This window comes from Lactobacillus sp. ESL0791, from assembly GCF_029433255.1.
Classification (GTDB): Bacteria; Bacillota; Bacilli; order Lactobacillales; family Lactobacillaceae; genus Lactobacillus.
Window position 1 is genome coordinate 1,015,750 of the sequence record NZ_JAQTHU010000001.1, and the last position, 14,818, is coordinate 1,030,567.

The 14,818-nt window shown below is 42.0% G+C and carries 19 protein-coding genes; 18 read left to right on the top strand and 1 reads right to left on the bottom strand.

Features of this window, described 5'->3' with window-relative positions; all coding sequences use genetic code 11:
* Window positions 1–265: 265 nt before the first annotated feature.
* Entirely contained in the window at window positions 266–472 is a 207-nt protein-coding gene (locus PT285_RS05065) for a DUF3923 family protein (RefSeq protein WP_277148369.1), read from the top strand.
* 77 nt (window positions 473–549) lie between these two features.
* Here PT285_RS05065 and PT285_RS05070 read toward each other — a convergent pair whose 3' ends face one another.
* Window positions 550–1,902 carry a Mur ligase family protein gene (locus PT285_RS05070; protein ID WP_277148371.1) on the bottom strand — a complete coding sequence of 451 codons (1,353 nt, stop codon included), beginning with the start codon at window positions 1,900–1,902 and terminating at the stop codon, window positions 550–552.
* Window positions 1,903–2,044: 142 nt separating this feature from the next.
* Between PT285_RS05070 and PT285_RS05075 the strand changes: the two genes are divergently transcribed.
* The 17 genes from PT285_RS05075 to PT285_RS05155 all read left to right on the top strand — a co-directional run bounded on the left by PT285_RS05075 (window position 2,045) and on the right by PT285_RS05155 (window position 14,807).
* A complete protein-coding gene (locus PT285_RS05075; RefSeq protein WP_277148373.1) occupies window positions 2,045–2,641 on the top strand; it encodes a thymidine kinase in 597 nt (198 codons plus the stop codon).
* Window positions 2,642–2,657: 16 nt separating this feature from the next.
* On the top strand, window positions 2,658–3,743 hold the full coding sequence (gene prfA, locus PT285_RS05080; RefSeq protein WP_277148375.1) for a peptide chain release factor 1: 1,086 nt from the start codon (window positions 2,658–2,660) through the stop codon (window positions 3,741–3,743).
* Complete coding sequence (prmC, locus tag PT285_RS05085; RefSeq protein WP_277148377.1) at window positions 3,736–4,578, top strand: peptide chain release factor N(5)-glutamine methyltransferase; 843 nt, start codon at window positions 3,736–3,738, stop codon at window positions 4,576–4,578. The genes prfA and prmC overlap by 8 nt, the downstream gene beginning before the upstream one ends.
* Window positions 4,578–5,579: an L-threonylcarbamoyladenylate synthase gene (locus PT285_RS05090; RefSeq protein WP_277148380.1), complete on the top strand. Its 1,002-nt coding sequence runs from the start codon at window positions 4,578–4,580 to the stop codon at window positions 5,577–5,579. The genes prmC and PT285_RS05090 overlap by 1 nt, the downstream gene beginning before the upstream one ends.
* Window positions 5,580–5,660: 81 nt before the next feature.
* Window positions 5,661–6,290: a uracil phosphoribosyltransferase gene (gene upp / locus PT285_RS05095; protein ID WP_277148383.1), complete on the top strand. Its 630-nt coding sequence runs from the start codon at window positions 5,661–5,663 to the stop codon at window positions 6,288–6,290.
* 117 nt (window positions 6,291–6,407) lie between these two features.
* Window positions 6,408–7,121 carry a F0F1 ATP synthase subunit A gene (gene atpB / locus PT285_RS05100; RefSeq protein WP_277148385.1) on the top strand — a complete coding sequence of 238 codons (714 nt, stop codon included), beginning with the start codon at window positions 6,408–6,410 and terminating at the stop codon, window positions 7,119–7,121.
* A gap of 18 nt (window positions 7,122–7,139) precedes the next feature.
* Complete coding sequence (gene atpE / locus PT285_RS05105) at window positions 7,140–7,364, top strand: F0F1 ATP synthase subunit C (RefSeq protein ID WP_277148387.1); 225 nt, start codon at window positions 7,140–7,142, stop codon at window positions 7,362–7,364.
* Between the two features lie 49 nt (window positions 7,365–7,413).
* Window positions 7,414–7,923 (top strand): F0F1 ATP synthase subunit B, encoded by a 510-nt coding sequence (gene atpF, locus PT285_RS05110; RefSeq protein WP_277148389.1) that lies wholly within the window; start codon window positions 7,414–7,416, stop codon window positions 7,921–7,923.
* A complete protein-coding gene (gene atpH, locus PT285_RS05115; protein WP_277148391.1) occupies window positions 7,923–8,471 on the top strand; it encodes an ATP synthase F1 subunit delta in 549 nt (182 codons plus the stop codon). The genes atpF and atpH overlap by 1 nt, the downstream gene beginning before the upstream one ends.
* A 14-nt stretch (window positions 8,472–8,485) precedes the next feature.
* Window positions 8,486–9,997, top strand: a complete 1,512-nt coding sequence (atpA, locus tag PT285_RS05120) for a F0F1 ATP synthase subunit alpha (protein ID WP_277148393.1) — start codon at window positions 8,486–8,488, stop codon at window positions 9,995–9,997.
* A 9-nt stretch (window positions 9,998–10,006) separates the two neighbouring features.
* On the top strand, window positions 10,007–10,969 hold the full coding sequence (locus PT285_RS05125) for a F0F1 ATP synthase subunit gamma (RefSeq protein ID WP_277148395.1): 963 nt from the start codon (window positions 10,007–10,009) through the stop codon (window positions 10,967–10,969).
* Window positions 10,970–10,992: 23 nt separating this feature from the next.
* Window positions 10,993–12,432, top strand: coding sequence for a F0F1 ATP synthase subunit beta (gene atpD / locus PT285_RS05130; protein ID WP_277148397.1), 1,440 nt, complete (start codon window positions 10,993–10,995; stop codon window positions 12,430–12,432).
* Window positions 12,433–12,443: 11 nt separating this feature from the next.
* On the top strand, window positions 12,444–12,878 hold the full coding sequence (locus tag PT285_RS05135; protein ID WP_277148399.1) for a F0F1 ATP synthase subunit epsilon: 435 nt from the start codon (window positions 12,444–12,446) through the stop codon (window positions 12,876–12,878).
* A gap of 83 nt (window positions 12,879–12,961) precedes the next feature.
* Entirely contained in the window at window positions 12,962–13,192 is a 231-nt protein-coding gene (locus tag PT285_RS05140; RefSeq protein ID WP_277148401.1) for a DUF1146 family protein, read from the top strand.
* Between the two features lie 82 nt (window positions 13,193–13,274).
* A complete protein-coding gene (locus PT285_RS05145; protein WP_277148403.1) occupies window positions 13,275–14,264 on the top strand; it encodes a rod shape-determining protein in 990 nt (329 codons plus the stop codon).
* Window positions 14,265–14,277: 13 nt separating this feature from the next.
* A complete protein-coding gene (gene yidD, locus PT285_RS05150) occupies window positions 14,278–14,571 on the top strand; it encodes a membrane protein insertion efficiency factor YidD (RefSeq protein WP_277148404.1) in 294 nt (97 codons plus the stop codon).
* An 8-nt stretch (window positions 14,572–14,579) separates the two neighbouring features.
* A complete protein-coding gene (locus PT285_RS05155; RefSeq protein ID WP_277148406.1) occupies window positions 14,580–14,807 on the top strand; it encodes a DUF2969 domain-containing protein in 228 nt (75 codons plus the stop codon).
* Window positions 14,808–14,818: the final 11 nt, after the last annotated feature.

Consider the following 14,818-nt stretch of genomic DNA (forward strand, 5'->3'; position numbering starts at 1 on the left):
GATAATGGTTTTATATGGGGTCGCGTTTTGCTACTCCTTTTTTCGTGGTCAATTTGAATGATAGCGGATTTTCTAAATCAATTAGATTGATTTAAATTAAATCGGTATGGCTCAAAACAGGTCAATCAAATTGACCTTAAACTACTATTACTCAAAAAAGAGTAATTGCATCGCCATAATTTTTAAATCCCTGTAGATTTCGCTTGGTAATAATGCTTTAATAGTAATATAGTTTATTTTATATGTAAAGAATTAGGATAGGAAAATGAAAAAGTTAAAAGTCAGCAGTATTTTGTTTACCATTATTTTTGTGATCGGTGCATTGTTTATTTGGCTAAGAAAAGTAGATGGTAGAGGCGCCGTGAACACAATGGATAATCGGATAATTTCCCTAACCGTTTGGGTAGTCTTATTTGTAATTATTCTTTTGCTTCACATGATCTGGCTTTATTTTGTAAATAAAAATAAATAATCCATCTTTTCTTATAAACCTACAAAAAAGTTCAACTAGCTATGAAAGTTCCCACTTCATTTAGCTAGTTGAACCTTTTACATTCCTGCCTTAATAATTTTCTTTTCGGCCATTGCCTTGCGCAAGGCCAAGAGGGCAGTATAAGTTGAAAGAATATAGACTTTTGTGGTCGGCAAGCTTTTAATTTCTGCAATCACACCGTTGTAATCGCTTTTAGTTATCATCTTGTCTTTGGCAAACCCTGCAACTTCTAAACGGAAGTGCATGTCGCGACTGCGCTCACCACCAACAATAATTTTTTTAATCTGCTTGCGGTTCAGGCTTTCAAAATCGCCATCCCAGATCCAAGAAGTGTCAATTCCGTCCGCGTGGTTGGCATTCAGCAAGGCAACCAGCGAATAATCGTCTTCTTCGGTGTTCAGCATATGGAGCACCTCATCAAGTCCCACAGGATTTTTAACTAGGATTAGGTCAATCTGCTTACCGGCATAATTAATTAGTTCCTGCCTGCCAAAAACACGCTTGTTTTTCGCAAATGCCTGTGCAACTTCCTCATCGCTTAAGCCAAATTCCCGCGCCACAGCATAGGCTGCTAATGCATTGTAGATATTGTAGGCTCCGCCAATATTAATGGCATATTCTTTTTCACCCATCCGAAACTTTAGACTGCTAGGCGACTGCGAAATAATCTGGTTAACCGTATATGTTAGTTTAGGCCGCTGATAACCGCAGTTGGGACAAAAGAAGTTGCCCAAGTTGGCATAAATGCGTTGATGGAAATACAGGATGTGATCACATTTTGGACACAGGACACCATCGGTATTTACCGGTGCCTTTAAATCCTCTGTCTGCGACCGGTCTTCAAGGTTAAAGCCGTAATAGACTTTTTTATTAGGCAGTGCGACTGAAGAAAAAATGCTGGCGTCACCATTAGCAATAATGATTGCCTGAGGGGCCAATTTAATTCCGCTGACGATTTTTTCGTAAGTTGTGTAAATTTCCCCGTAACGGTCCATTTGGTCACGAAAAATATTAGTTAAAACAAAGGCTGTCGGATGAACCAACTCCGTGACCATTTTGACGTTGGCCTCATCAACTTCCAAAACGGCAATTTTGCGGCTAGCCTTTTTATTTTTGTGTGCCAAAAATGCCGTGACAATTCCCTGTTCCATGTTTGAACCCGATGGATTAGTTAAGATATCGCCGTATTTTTGGCGCAGTGCCTCGACGATCAGGGCTGTGGTCATCGTTTTACCATTTGTGCCTGTTACAATAATTGTTTCGTAGTTTTTTGCAAGTGCACTAAGCACATTGGGGTCAATTTTCATTGCGATTTTTCCGGGAAAACTGGTGCCGCCCTTCATGACGTTATGAAGAAACCAGTACGCAGATTTTCCTGTTGTTTTAGCAATTTTCGCTTTAAGATTCATGTCATCATTCCTCATCTAAAAACCAAATTTAACTATAGCATATAGAAAAAAGTAAAACGAGTTTTTACGATTTAATCACTGCACATAATTTCATTTTCATCTATACTAGATAACTGGATGAATTTTTTAGGGGAGAAGAACAATGGCACAGCTATTTTTTCGCTACGGTGCAATGAGCAGCGGCAAGACAATTGAAATTTTAAAGGTGGCGCATAATTACGAAGCCCAAGGCCGCAAAATTGCGTTGATGACGAGTAACGTCGATGATCGAAGCGGGTTAGGCGTTATTTCCTCAAGAATCGGGATGAAGCGTAAGGCGATCCCTGTAACTGATGAAATGAATTTGCTAGAATATATTAGCAGGATTAATAAAAAAGATAAAGATGACGGAAATGGGAAACTTGCTTGTGTTTTAATTGACGAAGCACAGTTTCTGAAACGGCACCATGTTTTGGAGTGCGCCAAGATTGTTGATGAATTAAATATTCCCGTCATGACTTTTGGCCTAAAAAATGACTTTCAAAATCATTTGTTTGAAGGCAGCGAAAATCTTTTGATTTTTGCTGATAAGATAGAAGAAATGAAGACGATTTGTCACTTCTGCGGGCATAAGGCAACAATGAATTTGCGGATCAATAATAATCAGCCGGTTTACGAAGGTGAACAGGTTCAGATTGGCGGCGACGAGAGCTACTATCCTGTTTGTCGCTATCACTATTATCACCCCGAGATGAAATAAGAAAGGAACTTGTTAAATGGATAAGGTAATGGCCCAATTGGAGAGTTTAGAGGCGCATTATGAAGAACTTCAGGAGATGATGGCCGATCCCGAAGTAATTAACGATACCAAACGCTACATGGAAATTTCCAAAGAAGAGGCCGATTTGCGCGAAGTTGTGCAAAAATATCGAAAATATAAGGCTGACAAAAAGGAGATTGCAGATAATAAGGAAATCATTTCAAGCGAAAGCGATGCCGATTTGGTGGCAATGGCCAAGGAAGAAAATAACGATTTAGACGAAGAAATCACCCAGCTGGAGGACCAGATTAAAATTTTGATGCTGCCGAAAGACCCCAATGATGATAAGGATATCATCATGGAAATTCGGGGGGCAGCTGGCGGTGATGAAGCGTCACTTTTTGCCGGTGACCTGCTGCGGATGTATGAAAAATATGCAGAGCGGCAAAGTTGGCAGGTCTCGGTCGTTGATAGTGAACCAACGGAGGTCGGCGGCTATAAGCGGATTGCAATTATGATTACTGGCGAAAAAGTTTACTCTAAGCTCAAGTACGAAAATGGCGCCCACCGGGTGCAGCGGGTACCCGTCACCGAATCGCAAGGTCGTGTCCATACCTCAACGGCAACGGTTGCGGTCATGCCGGAATACGAGCAGGTTGACCTTGACCTTGACCCGAAAGATATCCGGGTCGATGTTTATCGTTCCAGCGGTGCTGGCGGCCAGCATATTAACAAGACCTCCAGTGCCGTTCGGATGACGCACTTGCCGACAGGAATAGTTGTGGCCATGCAGGATCAGCGTAGCCAGCAGCAGAACCGGGAAAAGGCGATGCAGATTTTGAAATCGCGTGTTTATGATTACTATGAGAGTGAACACCGTGACAAATACGATGAGAAGAGAAAAAATGCCGTGGGTACGGGCGACCGGTCTGAGCGGATACGGACTTATAACTATCCCCAAAATCGGGTGACCGATCACCGGATTGGATTAACTTTAAATAAACTTGACCGGGTGATGAACGGCGAACTTGATGAAATTATTGACGCACTAATTCTGTATAACCAAACTAAGCAGCTGGAGGAGTTGGCAGAGAATGCCTAAGACTTTAAGAGAAATCCGTTTGCTGGCAGGAGAAGAGGCAGTAGACGTCCGCTCGGAAGATATTGATTACCTGCTGTTTGAGCGGCTTAATTTGACGCCGAGTGAGTTTGCGCTAAAGCAGGACATGGTTTTAACAACTGAACAAGAACAACAGGCGCAAAAGGATGTTAAAAGACTGGCTAAGGGGCAGTCGCCGCAATATATTTTGGGTTATGCCTGGTTTTGGGGCTACAAAATTATGGTGCAGCCTGGTGTTTTGATTCCCCGGTTTGAGACCGAAGAACTGGTTGCTTGGGCATTAGAAACACTTAAATCAGGTGAAAAAGTATTAGACTTAGGAACAGGATCCGGGTGCATTACCGTCGCCTTAGGTAAGGAAGCAGAGAAAAAAGGAATTGAAAAGTTAGACCTGTATGCTTCCGATGTTACCGATGCGGCGCTTAGAACTGCCGAAGAAAATTTTCTTACCTATGACTTAGATGTAACTATCCGGAAAGCGAATGTGCTAATTGGCCTAGAAAAGTTTGACAAGATCATTTCTAATCCGCCTTACATTAAAACCAGTGAAAAGGCTGACATGGACCAGAATGTTTTAGCAAATGAGCCTAAGGAGGCCTTGTTTGCGGGCGCGGACGGGCTTGATTTTTACCGTAAATTTGCAAAGCAGATGCCTGAACACTTAAACAGCCACGGGGAGTTCTTCTTGGAATATGGTTATCACGAAAAAGAGCAGCTTCAGGCATTATTTGCGGACGCGCTGCCCGATTTTACGCTTGAATTTAGAAATGACATGGCTGGTAAGCCACGCATGGTACATGGAAAGTGGCAAAAATAATGGAAACGAAAATTTTTTCTAAAGAACAAATAGATGAAGCGGTCAAGTTGCTGGCGCAGGGAGAGCTTGTCGCTTTTCCCACAGAAACCGTTTATGGCTTAGGTGCGATTGCGACCAATGAGAAGTCCGTCAAGCGCGTTTATGCTGCTAAAGGGCGTCCCAGCGATAATCCTTTGATTGTCACCGTTGCAGATGAAAAAATGATGGCAAGTTACGCTAAAGAAATTCCTGAACGCGCGCAAAAATTAATTAAACATTTTTGGCCGGGTCCGCTGACCTTGCTGTTGTTTGTTAAACCAGGTTCCTTGCCCAAAGCCGTCACCGGCGGTCTGGATACGGTAGCCTTCCGCTGCCCTGATGACCGCTTAACCCATGATTTGATTGCCAAGCTGGGTTCTCCAATCGTTGGACCGTCGGCTAATACTTCGACCAAACCTAGCCCCACGACTGCGGTGCACGTTTATCATGACCTAAAGGGCAAGATTGCCGGAATTATTGATGGCGGTCCAACAAGGGTTGGCTTGGAGTCGACAATTGTTGATTTGTCGGTTGCCTCCCCAGTAGTTTTACGTCCCGGTGAAATTACCCCGGAAGAGATTAGCGCAGTTTTAGGTGAAAAAGTGCTAATCAACACTGGCAAGGTGTCAGATAAGGAAGTGCCGAAGGCTCCTGGGATGAAGTACCGGCATTATGCTCCGAGTGCTCCAGTTATCGTTGTGGACCGTGTGGAAGATTTTGCTAAGGTTCCCTTTACTAATGCTACCGGTGTTATGGCGTTAGCGGCTGAATTAGCAAAAATCCCTTTGCCAGAGGAAAATAAATTTAATCTGGGGAATAATTTAGAGGATGCGGATCACAACTTATTCGGTGGTTTGCGCTATTTTGATGATAAAAGTAGTATTACGCAAATTTATGTTCAGGGCTTTGCTCAAGGTGAAAAAAGCCTTGCTTACATGAATCGTCTGAATAAGGCTGCTGCCGGTCACCATTTTAAATATTAAAAAAATAAGGCATGGGGCTTTAAACCCTGTGCCTTTTTGATTAAAATATTTATTAAGTATGTTTTTATTTAGGAGGAAGATATGGGAAAATTTACAGTATTGGATCATCCCTTGATTCAGCACAAGCTGACAATTATTAGACGTAAGGAAACAGGCTCAAACGAGTTTCGGCAGATTGTTGGCGAAATCGGCGGTCTGATGACCTACGAAATAACCAGGGACTTGCCGCTTAAGGATGTGGAAATTGAGACGCCCATTGGCAAGACCACCCAAAAAGAAATTGCCGGTAAAAAGCTGACCATTGTTCCGATTCTGCGGGCTGGTATGGGAATGCTTAACGGGGTCATGGAAATGGTGCCAACTGCTAAAGTCGGTGTTATCGGGATGTACCGTGACGAAAAAACACTTGAGCCGCATGAATATTTCTGCAAGATGCCAAAAGATGTTGCAGAACGGCAATGTTTAGTCGTTGACCCAATGCTGGCTACTGGTGGTTCGGCCAATATGGCAATTTCTGCTTTGAAAAAGCGCGGTGTCAAGGATATTAAATTGGCAGTTTTAGTTGCGGCACCGGAAGGTGTGAAGGCAGTTCAGGAAGAGAATCCGGATGTAGATATATATGCCGCAGCTGAAGATGAGAAATTATTGTCTAACGGCTACATTTTCCCAGGTCTTGGGGATGCCGGTGACAGATTATTTGGAACAAAATAGTTGCTAATTAATCATTTTTTAAATTAAATGCGGTTTCAACTTATACAAAATTATTTTTTGGTGTTAAGATAATAGTCGTGTTTGTTATTTGGCACAAGAAGGGAGGTCAGCAAGGGATTGGACGGCTCATATGTTTTTAAATTTTTAGGTTTAAACTTTGATCTTGCTGGGATTATCGGCTCGACGCTGATGGCAGTAGTAATCTTTGTAGTTTGTATTTTGCTTTCGCGCGAAGTCGAAATGAAGCCAAACAAAAAACAAAACGCACTTGAGTGTCTGCTTGATTTTACCGACGGCATTGTTAAGGGTAATGTCAGTGATCCAGATGCGCAACGGCATTTGTCGCTTTATGCGTTTGTCTTGTTCATGTTTATTTGGTTTATGAACCAGTTGGGCTTGTTTTTGGAAGTCAAAGTAGGAAATACAATGATTGTTAGGTCGCCAACGGCTGATCCGGTGACGACGATGACCTTTGCAATGATGACCTTGCTTTTATCGTTTTCGTTTGGAATGCAGAAGAAGGGCATTAAGGGTTACTGGAAGAGCTATGCTGAACCGTTTAGCTTTTTATTCCCAATCAACTTGATTGAGGAAGTTACGAACTTTTTGACCTTGTCACTTCGTTTATACGGGAACATTTATGCTGGAGAAGTGCTACTATCATTAATCGGTGACCGCTTTGCCATGAGCTTTGGTCTGCCGACAATGATTATCGCTGCTCCCTTAGCCATGATTTGGCAAGGATTTTCAGTTTTCATTGGTTCCATTCAGGCATATGTTTTTGTAACTTTATCGATGGTTTATGTTGGTAAAAAAGTTACGACAGAATAATTATTTTGGAGGTTTATTATGGCACAAGTATTTAAGTATCTTGCAGCAGCATTAGTAGCTGGCGCAGCAGCCTTTGCAGCAGCATGGGGTAATGGTAAGGTTATTACCAAGACGGTTGAAAGTATTGCCCGTCAACCAGAAGCATACAGCAATTTGCGGTCAACAATGATTATCGGGGTTGCCCTGATTGAGTCTGTTCCTATCTTAGCAGTTGTTGTTGCCTTCATGATTCTCTTCTTATAATTATCTCGTGGAAAATAATTTAGGTTCAGAAAAGAGAGAAGGGCAGTAAATGACATTTCAAATATTATTTGCAGCCTCACAGCATATTTATTTAGGCAATGCTATCTGGTATCTAATCGTTTTTGCGCTTTTGCTCGTTTTGGTCAAACACTATGCGTGGGGACCGGTTTCCGCAATGATGGAAAAAAGACGGCAAAAAGTGATTAATGATTTAGATTCAGCTGCAGATAGCCGCAAGAAAGCTGAGCTTTTGGCTAATCAGCGTGAAGCTGCCTTAAAGAATTCGCGGCAAGAAGCAACACAAATTCTCTCTGACGCAAAAGTCAATGCAGAAAAGACGAGCAGCCAAATTTTAGCTGATGCAAACGAAAATGCCTCGTCAATTCACAAGAAGGCTGAAGTAGATGCCGCTCAAGCCAAAACCGATGCTTTGAATGAAGCACGCGGGGAAGTTGCAGACATTTCGGTCGCAATTGCGGAAAAGATAATTGCCAAGAATTTATCTGCAGCCGATCAAAAAGATTTGGTTGACCAGTTCATTAAGGGGCTGAATAAATAATGGCTCTGAGTAAAGAAGAAATAGCTACCCGCTATGGTACTGCACTAGTTGGTTATGCGCAGGATATGAATGCGTTAGACCCTGTTTTTGATGATTTGCAGGAATTAAAAAAAGCTGTTGTGGCTAATCCGCAAATTATCGCTGTTTTAAGTGATCCAATTTTGGATAGCAATGAAAAAAAGGCAACTTTATCCGCAATCGCCCAAGGTTTTTGCAGTGAAGTTAAAGCTTTTTTAGATTTTTTGCTTGAGTATAACCGCTTCGGCAATTTACTCGCAATCATTGATGAGTTTACTTATCTTTATGACAAGGCAAAAGGCATTACTTCTGGAGTTGCAATTACTGCAGTGAAACTAGACAATGACCAACTTGACAAGTTGAGTAAGAGTATTGCAGAGAAATATCATTTGAATGCAGTCTTACTTGAAAATCAAGTTGATCCTAATATTATTGGCGGTGTGATCCTTGAGATTGAGGATCGTGTAATCAATGGTTCAGTTAAAAATAAACTGAAGAAGATTCGCACACAGCTAATTAGTAAAAATTAAAAGAGGTGAAACCATTGAGCATTAAAGCAGAAGAAATTAGCTCTTTAATCAAGCAGCAGCTCGAACATTATGACGACAAACTCGATATTGATGAAGTTGGGGTTGTGACTTATATTGGTGATGGTATCGCCCGCGCGCATGGATTAAACAATGTGTTAGCCAATGAGTTGTTGGAATTTGCTAATGGCTCTTACGGGATTGCCCAAAACCTTGAAACTAATGATGTTGGTATCATTATTTTGGGTGATTTTGATAATATCCGTGAGGGCGACCGGGTTAAGCGAACCGGGCAGATCATGCGGGTTCCCGTTGGTGATGCTTTAATCGGCCGCGTTGTTAATCCTTTGGGTCAAGCAGTTGACGGTTTAGGTGAGATCAAAACTGATAAGACGCGCCCGATTGAAGACAACGCACCAGGAGTTATGGAGCGTCAGTCTGTTAATCAGCCGTTACAAACGGGGATTAAGGCAATTGATGCCTTGGTTCCAATTGGCCGGGGACAGCGTGAGCTGATCATCGGTGATCGGAAAACCGGTAAAACCAGTTTGGCAATTGATACAATTTTGAATCAAAAAGGGCAAGATGTAATTTGTATTTATGTCTTTATTGGTCAAAAGGAATCAACTGTGCGAACGCAGGTTGAAACCCTCAAGCGTTTTGGCGCCATGGATTATACGATTGTTGTCGAGGCTGGTCCAAGTGAACCGGCACCGATGCTGTATATTGCTCCTTACGCCGGAACGGCGATGGGCGAAGAATTTATGTACAATGGGAAGGACGTACTGATTGTCTTTGACGATCTATCTAAGCAAGCAGTTGCTTACCGTGAACTTTCCCTATTACTTCGTCGTCCGCCTGGTCGTGAAGCATATCCGGGTGATGTATTCTACCTGCACTCACGTTTGCTTGAACGGAGTGCAAAGTTGAGCGATAAACTTGGTGGGGGCTCAATGACCGCTTTGCCGTTTATTCAAACTGAAGCCGGGGATATTTCCGCTTATATTCCAACGAATGTTATTTCCATCACTGACGGACAGATTTTCTTGCAAAGCGACTTATTCTTTGCTGGCACCCGTCCCGCAATTGATGCTGGTAACTCCGTTTCCCGTGTTGGTGGTAGTGCGCAGATTAAAGCAATGAAGAAAGTTGCCGGCACCCTGCGGACTGACCTTGCAGCTTATCATGAACTAGAAAGTTTTGCCCAGTTTGGCAGTGATCTAGATCAAGCAACGCAGGCCAAGTTAAACCGCGGACGAAGAATTGTTGAAGTATTGAAGCAGCCGCTGCATGATCCAATTCCTGTTGAAAAGCAAGTTGTGATTTTGTATGCACTGACGCACGGATATTTAGATTCGGTTCCTGTAGAGGACATTGCCCGCTTTGAGCAAGAACTGTATGCTGACTTTGACAGTAATCATGGTGACATGCTTACACAAATTCAGCAGACAGGCGAATTGCCGGATGAGAAGAAATTGCAAGCTGCAATTGAAAAATTTAGTGATAGTTTTTCACCAAGTAATAATTAGGAGGTAATTATGCCTGCATCTTTACTTGAGTTGAAGAAAAAAATTGCTTCGGTTAAGCAAACCGGTAAAATTACCGAGGCCATGCATATGGTTTCGGCATCGAAACTAAATCAAACCGAAAAACGTGATCAGGGTTATACAGTTTACAATGATCATGTGCGCGAGACTTTATCACACTTAATGAGTACGCAAGTAATTGATCACTTGCGTAAAGAAAAAATTAAAGTTGATGAAGAAAATATCGCTAAGATTGATTACGCCAATGTTTTTGGTCTGGGAATTGCTTCGGACATGATTAAGGAACGCAAAGAGGTCAAATCCACTGGTTACCTAGTTGTTACTGGCAACCGAGGACTTGTTGGTTCTTATAATAGTGCGGTCATTAAAAATATGATGGGGTTGTTTGAGGATTCCAAGGCGCAAAATAAAGACGTTAAGGTTTTGGCTATCGGTTCTGTTGGCGCTCAGTTTTTCCAAAAGAATAATCTGAATGTTGTTTATGAAAATGACGACATTACGGATGTGCCAACATTTAGCGAGGTTTTACCAATTGTTTCAACCGCGATTAAAATGTATTTAAATGGAGTTTATGATGAGCTGTATGTTTGTTACACTCACCATATCAACTCACTGTCATCTGCATTTCGGGTTGAAAAAATGTTGCCGATCGTTGATTTAGACATCGGTGTTGAGGAAGCCGAAGCTCACAAAGAATTAGAATACGATATTAAGCCGGATATTAACACTGTGTTAGCAACGCTGATCCCGCAGTATGCGCGTTCAACGATATATGGTGCCATTTTAGACGCCAAAACTGCTGAACATGCTAGTTCAATGACAGCAATGCAAAGTGCAACAGATAATGTTGATGATTTAGTGTCAAGTTTAAGTACTGAATTAAACCGTGCAAGACAGGCAGAAATCACCACTGAAATAACCGAAATTGTCAGTGGTGCTAATGCCCTAGAATAATTAGAGAAAAGGAGGTAGATGTTTTGAGTGAAGGCGAAGTTGTTCAAGTAATCGGCCCAGTTGTCGATGTTAAATTTCCACTCGGTAAGGACTTACCTGATATTAATAATGCTCTTCGGGTAATTAAGTCTGATACAGAAACCGTTGTTCTTGAGGTAACACTTGAGATGGGCGATGGTGTACTGAGAACGATCTCGATGGAATCTACCAATGGCCTTCGGCGTGGAATGAAGGTCGAAGATACCGGCGGTCCGATCTCTGTACCCGTTGGCGATGATACTTTGGGACGTGTATTTAACGTTTTAGGTGAGCCGATTGATAATGGCCCAGAATTTGCCAAAGATCATCCTCGTAATAGCATTCATCGGTCAGCACCAAAGTTTAAAGATTTAACTACTAGTGAGGAAATTCTTGAAACGGGAATTAAAGTAATTGATCTTCTCGAGCCTTATGTTCGGGGCGGAAAAGTTGGTTTATTCGGTGGTGCCGGTGTTGGTAAAACTACGATCATTCAGGAATTGATTCATAATATTGCCCAGGAGCACGGCGGTATTTCTGTCTTTACTGGTGTTGGTGAAAGAACTCGTGAAGGTAATGACCTTTACTTTGAAATGAAGGCTTCGGGGGTTTTAAGTAAAACCGCAATGGTTTTCGGGCAAATGAATGAGCCGCCTGGTGCCAGAATGCGGGTTGCGCTTACAGGCTTGACCTTAGCTGAATACTTTAGAGATGTTGAAGGGCAAGATGTTTTACTCTTTATCGACAATATCTTTCGCTTTACCCAGGCGGGATCAGAAGTTTCCGCTTTACTTGGCCGGATGCCAAGTGCCGTAGGTTATCAGCCAACTTTGGCAACTGAAATGGGGCAATTGCAGGAAAGAATCACTTCGACGACAAAGGGTTCGATTACTTCAATTCAAGCCGTTTATGTTCCTGCGGATGACTATACTGACCCAGCTCCAGCGACAACATTTGCTCACCTTGATGCAACCACTAACCTGGAGCGTAGTTTAGTTGAGCAAGGAATTTATCCGGCCGTTGATCCGCTTCAGTCCACTTCAAGTGCCCTTGATCCAGAAGTTGTGGGCAAGGAACACTATGAAGTGGCAACGGGCGTACAGCATATTTTGCAGCGTTATCATGAGTTGCAGGATATTATTTCGGTTTTGGGAATGGATGAATTGTCCGATGAAGAAAAGGTAATTGTAAGTAGAGCCCGGAAAATCCAGTTCTTCTTATCGCAGAATTTCTTTGTTGCGGAACAGTTTACCGGTATACCTGGTTCTTATGTGCCGATTAAGGATACGATTAAGGGCTTTAAAATGATTCTAGATGGTCATTTAGATGATTTGCCGGAAGATGCGTTTCGTAGTGTTGGCCCAATCGAAGATGTTTTGCAAAAAGCGCAAAAGATGGGCGTTACACCAAGCGATCCCGAAGCAAAAGCTTTGTTAGAAAAGTAGGGTGATGTCAAATGGCAGATCCAGAAAAACTTTTCCAGGTTAACATTGTGACACCTGATGGGGTGATTTATTCGCATCGTGCGAGCTTGATTTCAATGCGTGCAATCGATGGTGTTCGCTCAGTAATGTATGATCACCTGCCAATTTTGACGCCGCTGGCAATTGGTGAAGTCAAAATTAAGCGCAGTCAAGAAATGAGCCAAGCGGTAAATCATATTGCTGTCAGTGGTGGTTATTTCGAGTTTTCTAATAATGTTGCAACCATCATTGCCGATACCGCGGAATTGTCACGCAATATTGATGTTTCGCGGGCACAGGAAGCCAGAGATCGAGCCCAAAAGCGGTTAAAGGAAGCAAAAGAAAAGCATGACCGAATGTCAATTGAGAGAGCTCAAGTTGCATTAAGACGAGCTGTAAACCGCATTAGCGTTTACAATTCAAAATAATAAAAAGTAATTATTTTAATGGATGCACTGCTGTGTATCCATTTTTTATTAAATTAAAAAATAGAAAAGTGAGTAAAACAAAAATGGTTCAACTTGGAATTCATGCCGTAATTAACCTGATAATTTATTTCATTACGATTGCACTTTCATTTCAAGCGCTGAAAGCAATTCAAATAGAGAAGTTTGTTCGCAAAGGCCATACTTTTGCTGCCCAAATTATTATTTTGTTTTCATCAATTGCCTTGGGTTATCTGGTAGGCAGCTTTTTTGTGACGTTAATTAATACTTCATTGCAGCTCAGCAATTTCTTTTAAAACTTGGTAAAGGCGTAAATACCATAAACAACTCAGAGTTGTTTATGGTAAAATTAAAACTGTGTATCTATGGAGGTTTATCGTGGCACGAGATATAGGAATTGATTTGGGAACAGCAAACGTATTGATTAATGTTTCCGGTAAAGGAATTGTTTTAAATGAGCCGTCGGTTGTTGCGGTTGATACAACAACCAATAAGGTTGCAGCTGTTGGTAGGGACGCGTATGAAATGGTCGGCAGGACGCCTGGTAATATTAGAGTGATTCGACCGCTGAAAAATGGAGTAATTGCCGATTTTGATGTTACCGAGGAGATGTTGTCGTATTTTATTGAAAAATTAAATGTTAAGGGCTTTATGTCTAAGCCTAATACACTTATTTGTGCACCAACAGGTGTGACATCGATTGAGCAAAAAGCGATTATTCAAGCTGCTGAAAAATCTGGCGGCGGCAAAGTTTATTTAGACTTTGAACCGAAAGTTGCAGCTGTTGGTGCGGGCTTAGATATTTTTAAGCCGCAAGGCAATATTGTGATTGATATTGGCGGTGGGACAACCGACATTGCGGTTTTGTCAATGGGCGAAATTGTTACCAGTCAATCGATGCATTATGCCGGTGATCGGATGAACCAGGATGTTGTTTCTTATATTAAAAATAAGCATAATTTACTGATTGGTTCACGGACCGCAGAACAAATTAAGATTGAAATTGGCAGTGCATTTGAACCAGATAAGGATGCCCAAATTACCGTTCGCGGGCGCGACATTGTTGACGGGCTGCCTAAACAGGTAACTGTGACTGCACCCGAAATTCAGGAAGCACTTCATGACGGATTGATGTCAATTATCGCGTCGACTAAGGAAGTACTGGAAGCAACACCACCAGAGTTGTCGGCCGATATTATTGACCGCGGAATTATGCTGACTGGCGGTGGGGCACTGCTGAAAAATATTGATAAGCTAATTTCGTATTATCTAAAAGTTCCGGTACTAGCAGCGGATCACCCATTGGAATCTGTTGCCTTGGGAACAGGAATTTTGCTGAAAAATATTGAAAAGCACAGACTGTATTAAGTAGGTGAGCTGGTTGCGGCGAATATTAATTTGGCTGGTGCGCGTATACCAAAAATTTATTTCACCGGTTTTGCCTGATAGCTGTCGCTATTATCCGACCTGTTCGAGTTATATGATTGATGCCTTGAAAAAACACGGACCAGTTTTGGGTTTAATCATGGGAATTTGCCGGGTATTGCGCTGCAACCCATTTGTTCGGGGCGGGGTGGATCCAGTTCCGGACAATTTTACGATTTTTCGCAATCCGCATCCGGAGCGTTATGAAGATGCGATTATTGCCCGCAAGTTTCACCCTAATAATAAGTAGGAGAGTTTATGTCAAAAAAAGCCGAAAACATTGATATTGAAGTAAATGAGCTTAAGGGAAAAAATGTCCCAACCTGGGAAGTAGTGATTCCGAATAAGAAGGCAATTGGCTTGATTGAAAAAGCCGAAGGCCGCTACCGGGTTACGACAACTAAAACGAATAAGATTTTGTTTGCCAAAAATTTTGAAAGCAGCATAAATGATTTGCTGTCATATTTTGCCTTACATGAAAAATAATAAGTAGTGGT